Here is a 16,609-nt window from a genome sequence, read left to right as displayed (position 1 = left end):
TCCTTTTGTGTTAAGAAGAGTGCAACGCAGCTTCCGTTTCTAATGCAGTTTTCACTATTTCTTTCACATCATCGGCAGTGAGTCCCATTCTCTTTAGCATGGAAAGTTCAATACGAGTGTCACGTTTATATTCTTTAAAACCAAAACCATAACTGTGCGCAAGGATGTCTGATAAAATCAAGATATCAAGTAATTTTGCAGTTTCTGGTTCAAGATCTTTTCTATCTTCTGGTTTTCTCGAATCATGTAAACTTACAATAAGTTTGACACGGTCAGGGATTTCCCAGGTAGCAAGAGCTCTTGATCCAAGCTTTGAATGAGATTCAAGTCCTAATTGAGACTCTGCTGTGGCAAAATCAATTTTATTTTCAAAACAAAATTTTACCATCATGGTTAAATTTTCATGAAATAAACTTCCCATAATAGCCAAACCCACATCATGCATTAGGCCTGCCATTTGGATATCAGCAATAGAATCTGGACTTATCTTTTTTGCAAAATCAGTACACAATAAGCTTACAAATGAGCAATGCTTCGTAAAACTTTTAAAATCAAAAAACATGGAGTCTTTAAAAACAAAAGTCTCCTCAAGAGCATGAAGGATCATAAGTTGTCTTAAACTATCATGACCAATTCTCATAATAGCTGTATTTAAATCACTGGTTGGCGCGCCTTTTCCTAATAGAAATTGCGATGAATTTGCGAGTTTTAAAATACTTGCTGAAATTCCAATATCCCGTGCTAATGACTTTGAAAGAACACCCGTATCTGCGTTAGGATTATACAAATAAACAAGGCATTCTCTTGCTATTTGAGGCATTGCAGGGAGCTTAAAACCTTCAGGAAGATGCATTTTCATAATAAAGGTCTTTCCTAATTAATGATGATGCGAGCTACCATTACTTTCATTGTCATTTTTTAGTAATTGTCTTAAAGAAAAAATTGCGACGAGAAGCATGCAAAACACACTTACCCAAAGATGTAAGTACAATGCAGCTACGATACTAGGTACCGTTAATACAAGGCTAAAAGCATTGGGAGAAACCGACTTTGATTCTTCATCAGTCCCTGCGATTGAATAAATTAAAGTCATTAAAGGACAAACTGTGATTATTAAAAAAATCCAAGTTTGATCGGGTGAGCCTTTTTGAAAATGGGGAAATAATTTTAATACCCCTATAACAAGAGCAATAAAACTAAATATTCCTGCTAAAATGGAAAAAATATTTTTTTGCATTTTTTTCTCCATAAAAAAAAATAAAGGAACACGCCGGAGCGCGTTCCTTTAATAATACTCTAAATCAATAAAGGTCAGATGTCAGATATTCTCTATCACATCAACTGATTATTTTGCACAATAACGTCAGCTAAATGAGTTGTGCTATAGTTTGGAATTTGATAAGAGAGGCAAGTTCTCTTAAATTTCTTATATGTCACCCAAGCCGTCAATCCCTGTTGCTGGTAAACTTTAAAAGCACATCTGGCATTCATGAATGGATTTTGCAAATCTTTTGCCGACATTTTACATTTTGCCATCCAAATATCATTAATTTGAAATAAACCATGATCTTTGGTGTTATTCGTGTTGTGTTTATTAATCGCTTTAGGATTAAAATTTGATTCAAATTCAGCAATACAGGTGACAACTGGTACTATTTCACGAGGAAAACCAGCACGTTCCAATGTATTGGCCACCTGCTCTTTTGTTAACTGACGATTTGTTTTGATATCTTTTCTTTTTAATGGCATTGCAAAAGAAGAAAAGCTCAATAAAATCGAAAATATAGTAAAAAACAATTTCATTTAATATCCTTTATGAGGTTTTAAAATTGAGTGTTAAATGCTTATAAGCTTAGGAAGCAAGCTTATGCTTATTTATATAGCAAATATTGTGCCATTGATAAAGCTATATTTATATTGTCTTTTAAAGGTAATTTTTCAATAAAACTGTATATACTCTAGACACTTTAATGTTATCTGTCTAAATATTAATCATTGAGAGTCTAAAAGACAACGGTGTTGTCCTTACAATAATTTCTCTGTAAGCTTCAAAAGGTTGAATCGTTTAATTTTTTTTAATTTTCCTGAGTGAAAGAACCGACAATGAACGAAGATCTACTTAAAAATAATGACATAAAATACTATGGGAAAATGTCACCTTTTATACGGGCACAGGAGCGTGCTCTAAACTATTATAATAAACTCAAAACCTTAGACAATCGCTTCGCGCTCTTTCGCCTTATCAGCACCATCACAATTTTAGCAATAGTTGTAAATTATGCTCAAAAATCGAGCTCTACGACGATTTTTACTCTTATTATTCTCTTTCTTTTCTTTTGCTTAATAACTTCATGGGCACACAATGCTATCCAAGCTAAGCAAAAAAAATGGAAAGCTTTAGCATTAAGCTACAATCTATCCGAAGCTAGGTCACAAAGAGATTTTGCATTTATTGCATCTCATAAGTCGCCTTGGCATGATGAATGTATAAAAGTTCCAAATGCCCACGTCTATTCCTCTGATCTTGATATTCACACCCAACTCTATTCCTTGTTAGACACCTGCTCAACTAAAAGTGGTTCAGAAAAGCTATTTTCCCTCTTATTAGAGTCAGGTATTCAGCCTGAAGATGCTAACACTGTTATAGCACGCTCAAATAAAGCTCAAACTTTAACAACAAAAACAAAACTTTTAAGACATTTTGAAGCAATGAGATTAAATGAATCTTTTTTACAAAATTATTATAAATTGAATGAAAAAAAGATTGAAAATGAAAGTGATGAACTAAATAGAAAGTCAGAAAATGATACTTTCTTTTTAAATTCATTTCGTATTCTTTATGCACTTGGAAGTATTCTTGCATGGTTTGTCATTCTTTTACCTTCTTTTAAGCAATTTTTAATGACTGGGAATACCGAAGCATTTTTAAATCCAATTTTTCTCTATACTGGATTTCTTATTTTTGGAGCAATAATATTTTCTCCCATAACTCAATTAGCAACAAAAGTTTCTCAATCCTCAAAAACAATTCAAGAAATAATAGCAAACTTAAATAAGAATGAATCTCTAGCTGAAAAATTGCAATTTTCATTTCTGAAAAAAAATGCTAAAAGACAAATAAAATCCTTAAATCTATTACTAGATATTGTTTCATTACGAGGAAATCCTATTTTTTGGGTGACATTACATATTTTTCTCCCTTTTGATGCTCTCGTCTGTCTTATTTTACAATTTAAAATTAAAGATTTCATTGCTAAACTTAAATTATGGGAAAATGAATTGAATGATTTTGATCTCATAGCAAGTTTTGCTCGCTTAGCAAGTGAAAATCCAAAAAGCCGTTTTCTCTCATTATTTGAAAGAACACAGGCAAATAATCAGCAGATTGAATGCGAAAATATTGGACACCCTTTAATTGCGACTCATAAGCGAATTTGCAACTCAATAAAATTAAATAAAAACTCTCCTGTAGTATTGCTCACCGGTAGTAATATGGCTGGCAAAAGTACTTTTTTAAGAACTCTTGGCACAAATATTGTTCTTGCAAATATGGGGGCTCCTGTCTTTGCTGATAAATTCATTTTCCCTGCCTTTCGACTTCTCTGCGCAATACGCATTGATGACTCTCTGTCCGATGGTACGAGTTATTTTTATGCAGAAGTGAAAAGATTGCATTTTATTTTAAATTCTCTTACAGAAAACAATAAAAATCCTGGTTTTTTCCTAATCGATGAAATTTTTAGAGGAACAAATAACAAAGAACGTTATATTGGCAGCTGGCATATAATACATGCATTATTTGAAAAAAATTCATTTGGTTTTATCTCGACGCATGATTTGGCTTTAACAGAACTCGATAAAAATGATAATCGTTTAATCAATATGCACTTTAGAGAACATATTGAGGGCGAAGCACTTGCATTTGACTATCTAATTAAAGAGGGACCATGTCCGACAACAAATGCCCTCTTTATTATGAAACAAAATGGTTTGCCTGTTCCTTAACAGTCAAAATATTGATTAATAGAACTACAAATATCCAACTTTTTAATATTATATTTTTTTGTTAAAATAAAATATTAAAAAATAGGATGTTTTATGAAAGCATACAAAGTTTCTTTCACGCTCATTAGCTTAATTTCTTTTTCTTGCTTTGCCCAAAATTCTTGGGATTTAAAAAAATACCCACTTGGAACAAAAATCACTCAATTTGCAGAAGCTAAAAAACTTATTGAAATGACTGAGAAACGGAAAAAACAAAACTGGGTTGAACCGAATAAAAATGATATTCCAAAAGGAAAAGAAGGCGAGCTCATTCGTTATGGTATCAGTTTAGTAACAGATACTTCACAATTAATCGGACCAAACGCTCAAAATAAGAATTTAAGAATTTCTGCAAATAATTTGAACTGTGTGCACTGCCATCAAATAGGACCAAGTGGCTTACCTGGCACTAAAAAGTTTTCAATTCCTTGGATAAATAGTAAAAATGAGTTTCCGCAACTTGATATTAAATCGATGACTGTAAAATCCATTGAAACAATTATACGCGGAATGCTTGGAACAAACCCACAAAAAATGCCAGATAATTCGAAAGAAATGGTTGCTATAGTCGCATATATAAATTGGCTTGGAACGAAAACAATTCCAAATATGAATATGAACTTTACTAAGTTGGATAATAATATTCATTTGCCTAAGAGAGCAGCAGATCCTGTGAAAGGCAAAGAACTTTATAACATGCACTGTTCAAGCTGCCATGGTTCTGAAGGTTTGGGCATTAAAAAACCCAATTTTGACAAAGGCGAAGGATATATATTTCCACCGATCGCTGGCAATGATACTTACAGTGATGGTGGACATATGTATATGATTCCACTTTTAACTTCTTTTTTATACACAAATATGCCAAATGGTGCGACGCATGAAAACCCTTTACTTAAAATAGATGATGCTTACGATATATCTGCATATGTAAATCATAGTTTATCACGAAGAAAAGAAAAAAACCGAGAATTATTATATCCACTTAAAGAATTTAGACCAGAAGGATTTGCTATTCCTGAAAATTTTAAAGACAAAAATGAGTATAGCAGAGCCAAATTTGGCCCATTTAAAACTCGTTTTTGGTGGTAACTTATAAACTTTTTTGTTGTATCTTAGCAATTTTTGCAGGAACTATTTTTATATAATCGTGACAAATATCATTTAATAAATCTTTATGTAAGTTTGAAGATTTTTTTGCTAAAAAATCTTTGCAAATTTTCTTATCGAATGGGTTGCCATCTATTTTAACTTTAACATCCATTCTTAAGTTAAGGAGAGGTGAAATATCAATAATATCATTATTTTCTGCTGTAAAAACTTTCATATTTTCGAGTTTTGTTATCGCATTTATTTTTGTGATATGATTTTGATTTAAAAATACCCAACGAGAATTTTTTAAATATTTTATCGATTGAATACTTGAAAGTTTATTATTTGATAAGCTTATAACAGATAAGTTTTTTAATGAAGTCAAAGGGGTTATGTTCGAAATTAAATTATCATTGAGCCAGAGGGCTCGTAAATTTGTAAAACTCCCTACAGGCGAAACATCAACAATTTTCTTATCAGCTAAATTTAACATCTTTGCTATAACTAAGGACTTTTTAACAGAATAATCATTGCAACACTTCACGTGAAGAATATCTAGAATTGCATCTACAGTCTTTTTGATTTCAAAACTTGAAGTGTCTTTTTTTCTACACCATGAGCGAAATGTCCTATTTAAACCAATCCTTAAAAATACGGACTGCTTTGTTTTATTATTTGTAATTTTATATTTACATTGAGTATAGGTTTCTAATAATTTATCAGGATCATGAAATGATATCGTTTTTTTATGAAATTCAATTGCTTTATCACAAACCTTAAATTCTGATATATTTTCTATGCGGACTTTAGAATCATCAAGGGTAAAATTTTTATGTTCAGAAAAAACAGCAAAGCTTTCTCTGATGGTTTCTTCATTTACTGGCACAAGAAAATCACTCTCTGATTTTTCTATGAGCACATTTTTATCATTAAAAAAAACATTGATTAGAATATCATTCGTCTTAGCAAATACAGGTAAACTCATTAAAAATAATAGCGCGGTTTGAATCCTGACTAATTTTAAAATATTCCGGTTACTTATTTGATCCACTCCAATCATGGTTCTTCCTTACTCAGTAAATAAGACAAATTTTCTATACGACAATAGATTTTTAATTACAATTTTGATTTTGATTGTCTTTTTATTTGACAGTAAGCAGAAGATCATGAACTCATTCATAAAGTCATGATTTTAAAATCTTTATAGTTTTAATCAAATAATTCAAATTTTTTGATTGCAGCTTGTAGCTCTTCATTCGTGTTTTTTAAATAAATTGCAGTCGTAGTCACTAATTTATGATTTAAAAGATTTTTTATTTCTATTATGGGAACACCATTTTGATGTAAAAGCGATGCAAGAGTTGCACGGCAACTATGTGGGCTCATTTCCTTAGAAATTCCGGCATTTTTTACACTAATTTTAACCATATCATAAATTGATGAACGACTTAATCTTGTCAATTTTTTAGTTGCCTGTGTTCTTATCAACAGGGGCTCATCATATGTAGCTCCAGAACGAAATTCTTTTATATAATCCATTAAAACAACCGCTGTTTCAGAATGGATAATGGGACTATGTTGGATATTTCCTTTTGCTAACATATTTAAACGCCATACATCTCCAATTTTTTCTAAGGAGTTTATTTTTAATAAGCAAAGTTCATCAACTCGCATTCCAACAGTGAACAACGTATATAAAGCTGTATAGCGTAAGCGCCAATTTCCATAAAGGCGAAAATTTTTGTGTTTGTATTCAGAGCATTTTGAATGAAGGTGATTTATGACTTGTATGACTTCATTTAAAGTCAGTATATTTTTTTTACTTTCTTTACTTACATTTGATCTCTTAACTAATATCATTATATTTCTATCATAAAATTTTCTTTTGACTAGAAAATTAAAAAACGAAGACAGTGATGATAATTTTCTTCGTACAGTCGCAGGTTTTAATTTTGATATATCATATTTCCACAATAAGATAATCCGCTCTGTAATCTGGTTTAATTCAATTATTTTGCAATTTAAATTAAAAAAGCAGAAATAAAAAAAATCTTGCAGATCATTTTCATACGATTCTCTCGTATTTTTACTTCTAAAAGTTGAGAGGAACCAAATTACTTTTTCATATATATCTTCACCAATAATTTCTTTTTTTTCGCTTGTATCTTCTATTATATCTAGCAATTGAAAATATTCTCCAAAATACCAACCTATTGCAAAGGAGGTAATTTATTATTGATTATTTTTATTATTTTTCCATCCTTTATGAATATCTCAGATGGAAGTTTTCTTAAATTATAGTTATTAGCCATAGAACGACAATATGCTCCTGCTTCAAAAAATGCAATTACGTCATTTTTTTTAAGATCTGGTAATAATGCATCACTCGATAAGAAATCACCACTTTCACAAACAGGTCCAACAATTTTCCAATGAACTTTATTTTCAGTTTTTTCTATTTCATGAAAATCGATCACTTCACAATGATGTTTTGCATTATAAAGACTTGGTCGTGGAAAATCATTCATAGCACCATCAACATAACAAAAATGATGAGCTTCAGAATTATGCTTCGTATATAGCACTTTAGTTATGAAAACAGTTGAGCTCGCAACGATGCTTCTTCCGGGTTCGAAACATACATTGAGGTTTTCACATTTTTTACCCCATTTATCTTGTAATATTTCATATTTTTTTATATTATTTACTAAAATTGTACTAAATAATTCGATATGTTTCTTAATATCATCTCCGCTAGGATGAACCCCTTCGTATGGAACTCCAAGCCCTCCTCCCAAATCCAAATGCATAGGATGCATATTTTTTGAAAACATGAAAAGTGCGCACTCAAGGACTTTATCAATAACTAAGGAAAAAATTTTATTTTCCATCAGCTGAGAACCTACGTGCACATGAATTCCCTTTAATGGAGAAAGCCAATTTGCAAACTCATGTTGAGACGAAAAATTCTGTTGGACAGTGTTTATCCAGTTTACAAAATGCTCAAACAAAATGCCAAATTTTGAATCAAGAGCACCTGTTTTAAGATGGGGATGCGTTCTGACTTCAACACAAGGGTTTAAGCGCAAGGATAGAATAGGAAGAGTCGATAAATTCAATTTATTTGTGGATATGTAATTAAGAATATCTTGAAGTTCTGTTAAATGTTCAACATTTATATACCCAATTCCTCCTTCGATAGCTTCTATCCACTCCTCTTCTTTTTTACCAACTCCCGCAAAACAAATTTTTTGGGGAGAAAAGCCTGCATGCCGCGCAGCACGCCATTCTCCAATTGAAACAATATCAACCCCAGCGCCTGTTTCTTCTATATGCTGCAAAATCGTTTCAGCATAATTTGCTTTCATTGCATAAAAAATAGAATGATTTATAAAATAATTTTCCAATGATTTTTTATAAATGCTAATTCTTTCTTCTATAGCATTTAAACTTGTGACATAAACAGGAGTTGTGCTTAAACCTAGAATTTGTGACAATGGAACAGAGTCTATGAAAAAGCCTTGACCGGAAGTCCGTTCAGAGACAGCTTTGAGATTAAAAAAAGGACGCATTTTTTTACCTTTTTCGATTTGAATTAAAAGTAAACTCATCTTGAGTCTATCCATCCACATTTTTAACAGTATGCATTTCTATGTGTCCAGTCTAAAGGCGAATATAGTATCTAGATTGGGGTTATAAAATATAGATATTATATCTTTTTGAACATTTTAAAGGTTTATTATTCATGATTACCAATTAATTTTTCTATAAATTGAAAGTATAAACCATATAAAAAATATAAATTATTCTTGATGAGAATTAAAAATTTTGCTAATAATAAATGACTCACTGATGCTAAAAATCATATGAGCTTCTTTTTTTGGCAGGATTGATTGATAAAAAAAGGTGAGAAAATGCGAGAGAGACAATGCTAGGTAGGTGTATTAATTGATAAGAGAAGCTCATAAATCTTGCAATTAATATGCCCTCTCATATTTATATGAACAAGCTTTGCTACTTCTGTAAAAAAAAAAGACATTTGGTAATTTCATAATAAAAATTTGATCACATTGATTTTTTATGCGATATTAAATCTTATATAGCCTTTATCTTTTTAAGGCAGCAATTAAAAAATATTTTTAATATATAATTGTCTTGATTTCAGACAGAGCGAGCGACAAAATTTTGTTATGCGGCTCTCATTTTTGGATTCTGCGCTTCTTTTTTCAACTCTTTTTCTTGTTCAGTTAAAAACCTAATAATCATTAGAGCAATATCATCTTTTTGTGGAATACCTTCAAAAAATAAATAAGCATCATGAATGATACTTTTGATAAATAAATCAGGCTTATTCGCACAATGATTTTTCATCGACTGTTTAAATTTTTTCATTCCATATTCTTTTGCAGATGAATTTTCTCCTTCTATGATTCCATCCGTATAAAAAATAATCTGTTCGCCTGGAAGAAATGGAAAAGCCTGTGTCTCATATTTCGCTCCCTTTTCATAGCCAAGCCTTGAGCCGAGTTTAGGATAAATGTATTTGACTTCTGGTTGTCCTGAATTCAACGTAATCAAAGCTGGAGGAGTATGCCCCGCCGATGCTGCTATTATTTGCTGTGCACTAAAATCAATTAAAGCGGAGACCATAGTCATATAATAAGTTTTTCTCCCAGTCTCTGTTATACACTCATTGATAAATTCGAGCACATGTCCAGGTAATTTCTCATCCACTTTCATGCTACCCGATAGTATAAACTGTTTTATTATATCAGCAGCCCCGCGAGTGACAGCAGTGATCAGAGCTGCCGGTGTTCCATGACCTGTGACATCGCCAAATAAAACGAGAATTTTATCAGGCGCAACTTCATAAACTCCATACCAATCTCCACCACATTGACTGGCTGTCTTATAAAATGTTGAAAAGTCAAAATGAAGTGAATCTGGAATTTCATTCGATAAAATTGAATCTTGCACAGCACTCGCAAGTTCAAAGTCTCTTTCAATATTCGCTCTTTCTTTTTCTTTTAACACATGCCAGTAGTTTTCAATCGCTGTTGATAAAGAAACACCTAACCCTTTTACAATTCTATTTTCTTCTTCCCCATATTTGAATTCAGACAACGAAAATTCAATTTCAATGAGTCCAAGCATGACACCTTTTGAATTTAAAAGAGGAATGACAATTTTATTATTTTTTTCTTCGTTTTTAATATTATCAAATTTATCATGAAACTCTTCAACAGATGTAAGAATAAGTTTTAGGATAGGATCATTTTGTTCAAGCTCTTTGTCATCAGAAAGTCGTCTCATTCCGCGAGCAGCGTTGGATAATGCATTGCTTGTGTCGAGCCACACACTCACTTTCTTAGCGAGAATTAACTTTTGACAATAATTGCTATATACTTCCGATATTTCTTGTAAATCTTTACATTTTACAATTTCTTGAGATGCTTCAGAGAGTCCTCTGATTAAACTCAAACTATTTTCAATTTTAACAATCATATAATTAAAATTTTCTGTTAATTTATTAATCTCATCTTTTCCTTTTGTTGTTTTAATCTTTGTAAAAACTCCGGATGCTACGTTTAAACTGGCTATCATAAGCTTTCGAATAGGAGTGATAATTTCAATTTCTAGATAAGCATAAGTTAATAAAATAATAGAGACACATAAACCAACCGTTAAATAAACAAAACCTATCTTTTGTTCGTTCAATCTCAAAGCAATAAATTCTGTCGAAAAATGCATGATGGCTAGACCCAAAAATCGGGGTTCTGAAAACTCTGTTTCTTTCCACCATAAAGATCCTGTAATTTCGTAGGTCGTGTCTGTTAACTTTTCAGGTTTAAATAGAAGTTTAGAAGGGATAATAGTGAAAGGCATTTTTTTTGAATTTATTTTAGAAATATCCATGTTATATATTTTTTGAATATTTTGTGCATCAATTACTTCAATATCATTATTATTTCTATAGAGTCCATTAAATAAACTCCCAGTGTAATCGAAGATTAATATGTTTTTTACTGTACCTGTTTCAAATAATGGCTTCATACCTCGAATAGATATATCTTTATCCAATTCCCACAGAGATTTGGATAAAAACCCCAGAGAATTTGAGAGCATTAGAGAATGATTTTCTTTTGCATCTTTTATAAGTTCTTGCTCCATATTTTTAATTTGAATAATACTATAAATTGTCATAACCCCGAACGTAACGGCAAGTAAAAGTATTATTATTTTTGGAGCCAATTTCATGCAACTTCCCCAAACTCAAGCACATTTGGACAGAACATATTCAATTTCCCTTGAATACGGTTCAGGCAGGTATCGGAGTTTTATATGGGAACTTAAAATTTGCGCTTAGGAGGCATTTATTTTGGGTAACACACTAAAAAAACTGAGTCTTTACTGAGCTTCACTTTAAAGTTTTTGCCTGCTGAAAGGTATAGGCATTGACCAACTTCACAGGAAAATTCTTCTGAAATTTCGTTTATAAGTTTAATTTGTCCTTTTAGCAAAAACAATATTTTATAATCGTCGTTCTGTAAAAAATGATAGACACAATCCTGTTTTACAGTCACTCTTGTTGAGTCAAATTCATTAAATGAACAAACAATTTCTTCTAAAAATTTATCATTATTATCAATGACTCTAAGTTCAGAGCACACAGGAGGAAGGACATTCATAATTGAAATGGCCTCTACAGTATCCCATGTTGATTGAGTTAAAACCTTTTGCGCAAAACTTATAATTTTACGTTCATAGGTTGGTGTTTGAAACTCAATTACTTTGACACCATGTTGTAAGGCATGCGGAAGATAAGTTGGCACACAGACAACATCACCGATATTTAAATTTAGATATCCAACAAAAGAATCCATTTCCTGACGAAGTTTTCTTTCTATATCAAGCATATCTTTTGGAATTCTCTCTTGCCAAGATTTTATTTTATCGGCAGATATTGGTAAATTCAATTCAATACCTTCATCTTTACGAAAATCATCGAAAATTGCATCTATATCCCGTCGAATTGCTTCATATTTTTTAACACTGTTCAAAAATAATTCTTTATAATCTTTAGTATCCTTAAACATTTTAAGTTTATCAGGGTTAGCCCCCAATTTTATCCGACCACTTTCCGCAGAAATTTCTGTGACAACATAAACTTCATTTTTCTCCTCATGCAATTCAAAATAAAGATCACCAAAAACTTCATCTGGCAGAGGGTCAAGTATTTTCACCAGAGTCAAGTTTTTCCCTGCAAATCTTGTCCCTTGTAGAGTTTGAGGCATAGCAGAAAAAACCCAAGGTAAAGGCAGACTTTCATCCCGATTTGCGAAAGGTCGGATACAAGAAACACCTCTTTTTTCAACCCCAGTAAACCATATTTCTTGTCCCCAAGGTTTTTGGATTGAGACTGGTTCAAAGATAAATGGTTCATTAATTTTAAAAATAGCATTATTTTTTTGAGTAATTGTAATTTCATCAAACAATAATGAATCACAATTTACGGTTATGGTATTCTTGAAAAAATCCTCCCCACACTCAAACTCATAATTTTTATGTGAATGAAGATCTTTTATAAAAAAAGTCGGTGATAATTCTTTGACAATAAATGATTCGATTGTTAGCTGATCTTTATAATTTACAAGCGAATATATAATAATCAAAGATATAGAATTATTTTGCCATGGTTGCTCGAGATTAAAAGGAACAACACAATAAAATTGTTTTAAATTTTTTACATTAATTTGCTTATTTAAATAGTTAAGAACATTTTGAGCCGTTCTTTCTGGATCTGTACTTAAATCAGAATAAAGAACAGCATATTCCATATTTATTAAGGGTGATTCGTAATTCATATAATCCTTACTTTAAAATTGGCAAACAGGACAAAACCAAGAACTGCGCCCACTTTGAGCAATTCTTTTTATATATCCTTGACACCCACTCTTTAAACATTTTTCATTTTCTCTTCCATAAACTTTATGTAGATTTTGAAATGAACCTTTGTCACCTTTAAATGATCGATAAGTTGAAATACTAGAGCCACCTAAATTAATTGCTAGATTAAGTATGATTGGAATTTCTTTAGCCAAACTTTTCCATTTCAAGATCGATAAATCTACACAACGTGTCGTTGGCAAAATACCAGCAAGAAAAAGAGCTTCGAGTGCATAAATATTACCAATTCCACCTATTAATTTTTGATCCATAAGCATATCTTTAACAGAAATATTTTTATTTTTGACAGTCTCAGATAAAAATAACTTAAGAAGATCCTTTTCTAAAAGAGGATCACAACTTGTTTCTTTCTGCTCATTTGATTCACATATTTTCCAGAAGCCAAATCTTCTTGGGTCAACAAAGGCAAGAGACTCACCATTTTTAAAGTTTAAAGTAACATGTTGATGCTTTTCGACATCACTTTGATTTGCTGCTTTAAATGCGCCTGTCATACCCAAACTGACCTTCACAGCTCCACTTGATGTTTCAAGAATAATTTGTTTGCCTTCGCGATAGCAATTTAAAAACTCATTGCCACTGGCAAAAATTCTCTCTAATTTTTCCTTTTCAAATGGATATCTTAAATTGTCTCTATGAAATACAATATTTTTAAATTTTTTTCCTACATAATTGGAATGAATGGATTGAGCAAAATTTTGCACCTCTGGTAGCTCAGGCATAGGATCTCCGTCACAAAAACTTTATGTTATGAGAGCTCAATTTAAACAAGAAAAGAAGCCCATTCAATGGGCAAGACTAAGCTCAGAAGAACTGAATTTCAAGTTCTTTCATTGGTTACAACATATTGATTTCAAAGTGTTTTAAAAATCATACAAAGGAAGATTTTTCACAGGCAGAGATTGACGCCTTCCCATTTTTAAAAACAAAAGAAATATATGCTGTTTATAAGAGCAGTAATCAAACAAAAGGAGAACAGATGAGCCAAATATTCCGCACCGCAACAAGTCAAGCTATCCGTGAAATCATTGAAGAGAGTGGTGTTGAAGGCCGTTTTGGCCTCATATTAACAGAAGACAGTCTCGAAAAAATAACTCATAGAGTTGTTGATTTATTCGAAATGACTCTAGAACTGAGAGCTAAAACTCAAGAAATATTTGGAAATTTAGGTGCAACTGCAAAACCAAAATCAGTACAAGCAAATAAAATAGATAACAAAAAGAAAAATACTTTTTTCGACGAAGATTCACCATTTCCGAAAACAAAAAATGCATCTGAACTTTTGGATTATGGTTCTCATGATTCTATTGGAATTGATAAAATTCCAACCGCACCAGCTCATAATATTAAATTGCCTAGGAAGAGATTTGAATTGAGCCTAGAAGAAAGAGAAAGAATCAGTCGTAAATAAATTTATCTTTTTTCCTGCAACCAACGGGCAACTGAAGCTGCAAAACTTCTCGGCAGGAGCTTAGCAGAAAACGTCCCAATCTTATTACTTATACCTGGGATTACAACACGTTGAGAAGACAGAAGTCCTTTATAACCTGCATATGCCACGGTCGAAGAGTCGGCTGTCATGGTCGAATGGAATAATTTTAAATCATTACCCATCTTTGCTGCTGCCTGAAACCCAGATTGAGTAGGCCCAGGGCAGAGCACAGTGACTGAGACTCCCGTACCAGCTAATTCATTGGCTAATGCTTCTGAAAATGACAGAACATAAGCTTTTGTAGCATAATAAACAGCCATAAGAGGTCCGGGTTGATAAGCGGCCGTCGAAGCGACATTTAATATTTTCCCTGAACCTTTTTCGAGCATTGGCGTCAAAAAAAGCTTTGTCAATTCTGTCAAACTTGTAATATTTACTTGAATCATATCAGATTCAGTTTTTAACTCAATATTTTTAAAAAAACCATGTGCCCCAAATCCAGCATTATTTACAAGAATATCTACTTTAATTCCTAAAGTTTTTGTTCGTTTGTAAATTTCTTGAGCAGCTCCTATTTTTGCAAGATCACAGGCAATTATTTTACAACTAATTTTATATTTTTCGCTTAATTCATTGGCTAAGTGCTGAAGTTTATCTTCACTCCGCGCAATTAAAAGAAGATTATAATTTTCCTTTGCAAAAATATGAGCAAATTCAAGGCCAATGCCACTCGATGCGCCCGTAATAAGCACATTTCCTGCATTGCCAACGCTATTGATTTCGAGATTTTTCATACTCCAGGCTTAACTCCATTGCGTTTTAATAAAGATACCATTTTTAAAAATGCTGCAAGATCACCCGTGATTGTAACTTTACCAGTTACAAAAGCAATACGCGCCTTCAAAGTTCCTATTAATAATTTATGCAATGTTAAAGAATCCGTATATATTGTTGAACGGGATGATCCCATAATGACGTTATTAATTTGTGAAAGATCTACTGGCCAAGGGCAATTTTCGTCGACAGTAAAACGTACATGTTTGTCGTCGTTGGTCAATGCAACGGACCAAGAACCGATTTCATCTATCATGACGATAAATCGAGGTTTATTATCAACAACAAATAGATAATCCCCTCTGAGTGATATGCGCTCTGAAAACTCAAGATTTCTGAGTTCAGAACACACCCAAAAACGAAATCCATCTGCAATTTTCCAAAGACGTTGCTCTTCTGTCAGATGATTTGCTTCAGATTCAAAATTCTGTAATAATCCCAAAATATATTCCTTCCAATAAAACTATTTTTTAACGATTCCAAGAGAATTTGATTTGTACTTCCCCTGAATTCATTGTGAAGACAATAGTTCTATCTCCGTTTTGAGGCAAATTCCTTTTCCCAACATTTTGTTCTGCAGAAATCTCATCAATCACATGTGAAGGAAGTTTAAAAATTACTACATAAAATCGACTCCAGTGAGAGTTATCAGGAAAATACGAGGATAATATATCTTTATTTTTGTAAGGTATCACGCTTTCAGGTGAGTAAGATTTTCCATCTATAAAAAGTTGTAAGTTCCATAACTTATTATCATATAATTCTAATAAAGCCTTAGTTTTAATAAAATGGTTAACCACTATTACGAATGAAGTTGCATCACCCATAATATTTTTATCGATTTTTACTCCGACACCTTGTGTCTCTATTAATCTTTTTTCATAAGCTTCTTTCATTTCGGGAGACATCAACGTGGCGGAAGATTTAAAGAGCATCTCTAAATCTCTATAAATTGAATTTTCCCGATACCATTTTGCTAAAATGGAACCATATTTTTTGTCTTCAAGGGGGGGCACGGAATATGTAGAATTGCTTGAGTCTTGATCTTTTAAATCTATAGAATTACAAGCTATACAATTAAATAAAAAAAAGATAATTATAAATCCCTTAAAATGGGATTTTATTAATTTGGAAAGAAATGGTAAAATTTTTAAATAAAACACGTGTGCTTAACCCCTTCATACTAAAAACAATCACATAGATATCATGGGGCTTTTTGCATAAATACGTCAAGAAGCT

15 protein-coding genes are annotated in these 16,609 nt (G+C 32.0%); 3 read left to right on the top strand and 12 right to left on the bottom strand.

What is annotated here, in order from left to right:
* Positions 1-10: 10 nt before the first annotated feature.
* From H7355_RS00910 to H7355_RS00900, 3 genes are all read right to left on the bottom strand, one after another.
* Entirely contained in the window at positions 11-859 is an 849-nt protein-coding gene (locus H7355_RS00910; RefSeq protein ID WP_186644020.1) for an HDOD domain-containing protein, read from the bottom strand.
* Between the two features lie 18 nt (positions 860-877).
* Positions 878-1,237: a hypothetical protein gene (locus H7355_RS00905; protein ID WP_186644018.1), complete on the bottom strand. Its 360-nt coding sequence runs from the start codon at positions 1,235-1,237 to the stop codon at positions 878-880.
* 95 nt (positions 1,238-1,332) lie between these two features.
* Positions 1,333-1,803, bottom strand: coding sequence for a transglycosylase SLT domain-containing protein (locus tag H7355_RS00900; protein ID WP_186644016.1), 471 nt, complete (start codon positions 1,801-1,803; stop codon positions 1,333-1,335).
* Between the two features lie 300 nt (positions 1,804-2,103).
* Here H7355_RS00900 and H7355_RS00895 point away from each other — a divergent pair, with 300 nt between their 5' ends.
* A complete protein-coding gene (locus H7355_RS00895; protein WP_186644006.1) occupies positions 2,104-4,005 on the top strand; it encodes a MutS-related protein in 1,902 nt (633 codons plus the stop codon).
* Positions 4,006-4,098: 93 nt separating this feature from the next.
* Entirely contained in the window at positions 4,099-5,136 is a 1,038-nt protein-coding gene (locus tag H7355_RS00890; RefSeq protein WP_186644004.1) for a c-type cytochrome, read from the top strand.
* 1 nt (position 5,137) lies between these two features.
* Here the strand turns inward: H7355_RS00890 and H7355_RS00885 are convergent, their stop codons facing one another.
* The 6 genes from H7355_RS00885 to mutM form a co-directional block, all read right to left on the bottom strand.
* Positions 5,138-6,196 (bottom strand): leucine-rich repeat domain-containing protein, encoded by a 1,059-nt coding sequence (locus H7355_RS00885; protein WP_186644002.1) that lies wholly within the window; start codon positions 6,194-6,196, stop codon positions 5,138-5,140.
* A 149-nt stretch (positions 6,197-6,345) separates the two neighbouring features.
* The gene (locus H7355_RS00880) at positions 6,346-7,320 is read right to left on the bottom strand and encodes a tyrosine-type recombinase/integrase (protein ID WP_186644000.1); all 975 of its coding nucleotides are present in this window, start codon (positions 7,318-7,320) and stop codon (positions 6,346-6,348) included.
* A gap of 26 nt (positions 7,321-7,346) precedes the next feature.
* Positions 7,347-8,747 carry a diaminopimelate decarboxylase gene (lysA, locus tag H7355_RS00875; RefSeq protein ID WP_186643998.1) on the bottom strand — a complete coding sequence of 467 codons (1,401 nt, stop codon included), beginning with the start codon at positions 8,745-8,747 and terminating at the stop codon, positions 7,347-7,349.
* Between the two features lie 577 nt (positions 8,748-9,324).
* A complete protein-coding gene (locus H7355_RS00870; protein WP_186643996.1) occupies positions 9,325-11,394 on the bottom strand; it encodes a SpoIIE family protein phosphatase in 2,070 nt (689 codons plus the stop codon).
* 116 nt (positions 11,395-11,510) lie between these two features.
* Entirely contained in the window at positions 11,511-13,001 is a 1,491-nt protein-coding gene (locus H7355_RS00865; protein WP_186643989.1) for a hypothetical protein, read from the bottom strand.
* Positions 13,002-13,013: 12 nt separating this feature from the next.
* Positions 13,014-13,826 carry a bifunctional DNA-formamidopyrimidine glycosylase/DNA-(apurinic or apyrimidinic site) lyase gene (gene mutM / locus H7355_RS00860; protein WP_186643981.1) on the bottom strand — a complete coding sequence of 271 codons (813 nt, stop codon included), beginning with the start codon at positions 13,824-13,826 and terminating at the stop codon, positions 13,014-13,016.
* Positions 13,827-14,083: 257 nt separating this feature from the next.
* Between mutM and H7355_RS00855 the strand changes: the two genes are divergently transcribed.
* Positions 14,084-14,515 carry a hypothetical protein gene (locus H7355_RS00855; protein WP_186643979.1) on the top strand — a complete coding sequence of 144 codons (432 nt, stop codon included), beginning with the start codon at positions 14,084-14,086 and terminating at the stop codon, positions 14,513-14,515.
* Between the two features lie 2 nt (positions 14,516-14,517).
* Here H7355_RS00855 and H7355_RS00850 read toward each other — a convergent pair whose 3' ends face one another.
* The 3 genes from H7355_RS00850 to H7355_RS00840 are packed head-to-tail and all read right to left on the bottom strand — an operon-like array spanning position 14,518 to position 16,533.
* Positions 14,518-15,330: an SDR family NAD(P)-dependent oxidoreductase gene (locus H7355_RS00850; RefSeq protein ID WP_186643977.1), complete on the bottom strand. Its 813-nt coding sequence runs from the start codon at positions 15,328-15,330 to the stop codon at positions 14,518-14,520.
* Positions 15,327-15,812, bottom strand: coding sequence for an SCP2 sterol-binding domain-containing protein (locus tag H7355_RS00845; protein ID WP_186643975.1), 486 nt, complete (start codon positions 15,810-15,812; stop codon positions 15,327-15,329). Before H7355_RS00845 ends, H7355_RS00850 begins: the two co-directional genes overlap by 4 nt.
* Before the next feature lie 28 nt (positions 15,813-15,840).
* Entirely contained in the window at positions 15,841-16,533 is a 693-nt protein-coding gene (locus H7355_RS00840) for a hypothetical protein (protein ID WP_186643973.1), read from the bottom strand.
* Between the last annotated feature and the right edge of the window lie 76 nt (positions 16,534-16,609).

It is taken from the genome of Fluviispira vulneris (genome assembly GCF_014281055.1).
GTDB lineage: Bacteria > Bdellovibrionota_B > Oligoflexia > Silvanigrellales > Silvanigrellaceae > Silvanigrella > Silvanigrella vulneris.
Note: the sequence above shows the minus strand (reverse complement) of the source record. Positions and strands in the feature narration are given on the sequence as shown.

Excerpts from the sequence above, each read along its gene's own strand:
- H7355_RS00870 (WP_186643996.1), bottom strand. The coding sequence starts at position 11,394 with ATGAAATTGGCTCCAAAAATAATAATACTTTTACTTGCCGTTACGTTC.
- mutM (WP_186643981.1), bottom strand. The coding sequence starts at position 13,826 with ATGCCTGAGCTACCAGAGGTGCAAAATTTTGCTCAATCCATTCATTCC.
- H7355_RS00850 (WP_186643977.1), bottom strand. The coding sequence starts at position 15,330 with ATGAAAAATCTCGAAATCAATAGCGTTGGCAATGCAGGAAATGTGCTT.
- H7355_RS00905 (WP_186644018.1), bottom strand. The coding sequence starts at position 1,237 with ATGCAAAAAAATATTTTTTCCATTTTAGCAGGAATATTTAGTTTTATT.
- H7355_RS00855 (WP_186643979.1), top strand. The coding sequence starts at position 14,084 with ATGAGCCAAATATTCCGCACCGCAACAAGTCAAGCTATCCGTGAAATC.
- H7355_RS00890 (WP_186644004.1), top strand. The coding sequence starts at position 4,099 with ATGAAAGCATACAAAGTTTCTTTCACGCTCATTAGCTTAATTTCTTTT.
- H7355_RS00885 (WP_186644002.1), bottom strand. The coding sequence starts at position 6,196 with ATGATTGGAGTGGATCAAATAAGTAACCGGAATATTTTAAAATTAGTC.
- H7355_RS00895 (WP_186644006.1), top strand. The coding sequence starts at position 2,104 with ATGAACGAAGATCTACTTAAAAATAATGACATAAAATACTATGGGAAA.
- H7355_RS00910 (WP_186644020.1), bottom strand. The coding sequence starts at position 859 with ATGAAAATGCATCTTCCTGAAGGTTTTAAGCTCCCTGCAATGCCTCAA.
- H7355_RS00900 (WP_186644016.1), bottom strand. The coding sequence starts at position 1,803 with ATGAAATTGTTTTTTACTATATTTTCGATTTTATTGAGCTTTTCTTCT.
- lysA (WP_186643998.1), bottom strand. The coding sequence starts at position 8,747 with ATGAGTTTACTTTTAATTCAAATCGAAAAAGGTAAAAAAATGCGTCCT.
- H7355_RS00865 (WP_186643989.1), bottom strand. The coding sequence starts at position 13,001 with ATGAATTACGAATCACCCTTAATAAATATGGAATATGCTGTTCTTTAT.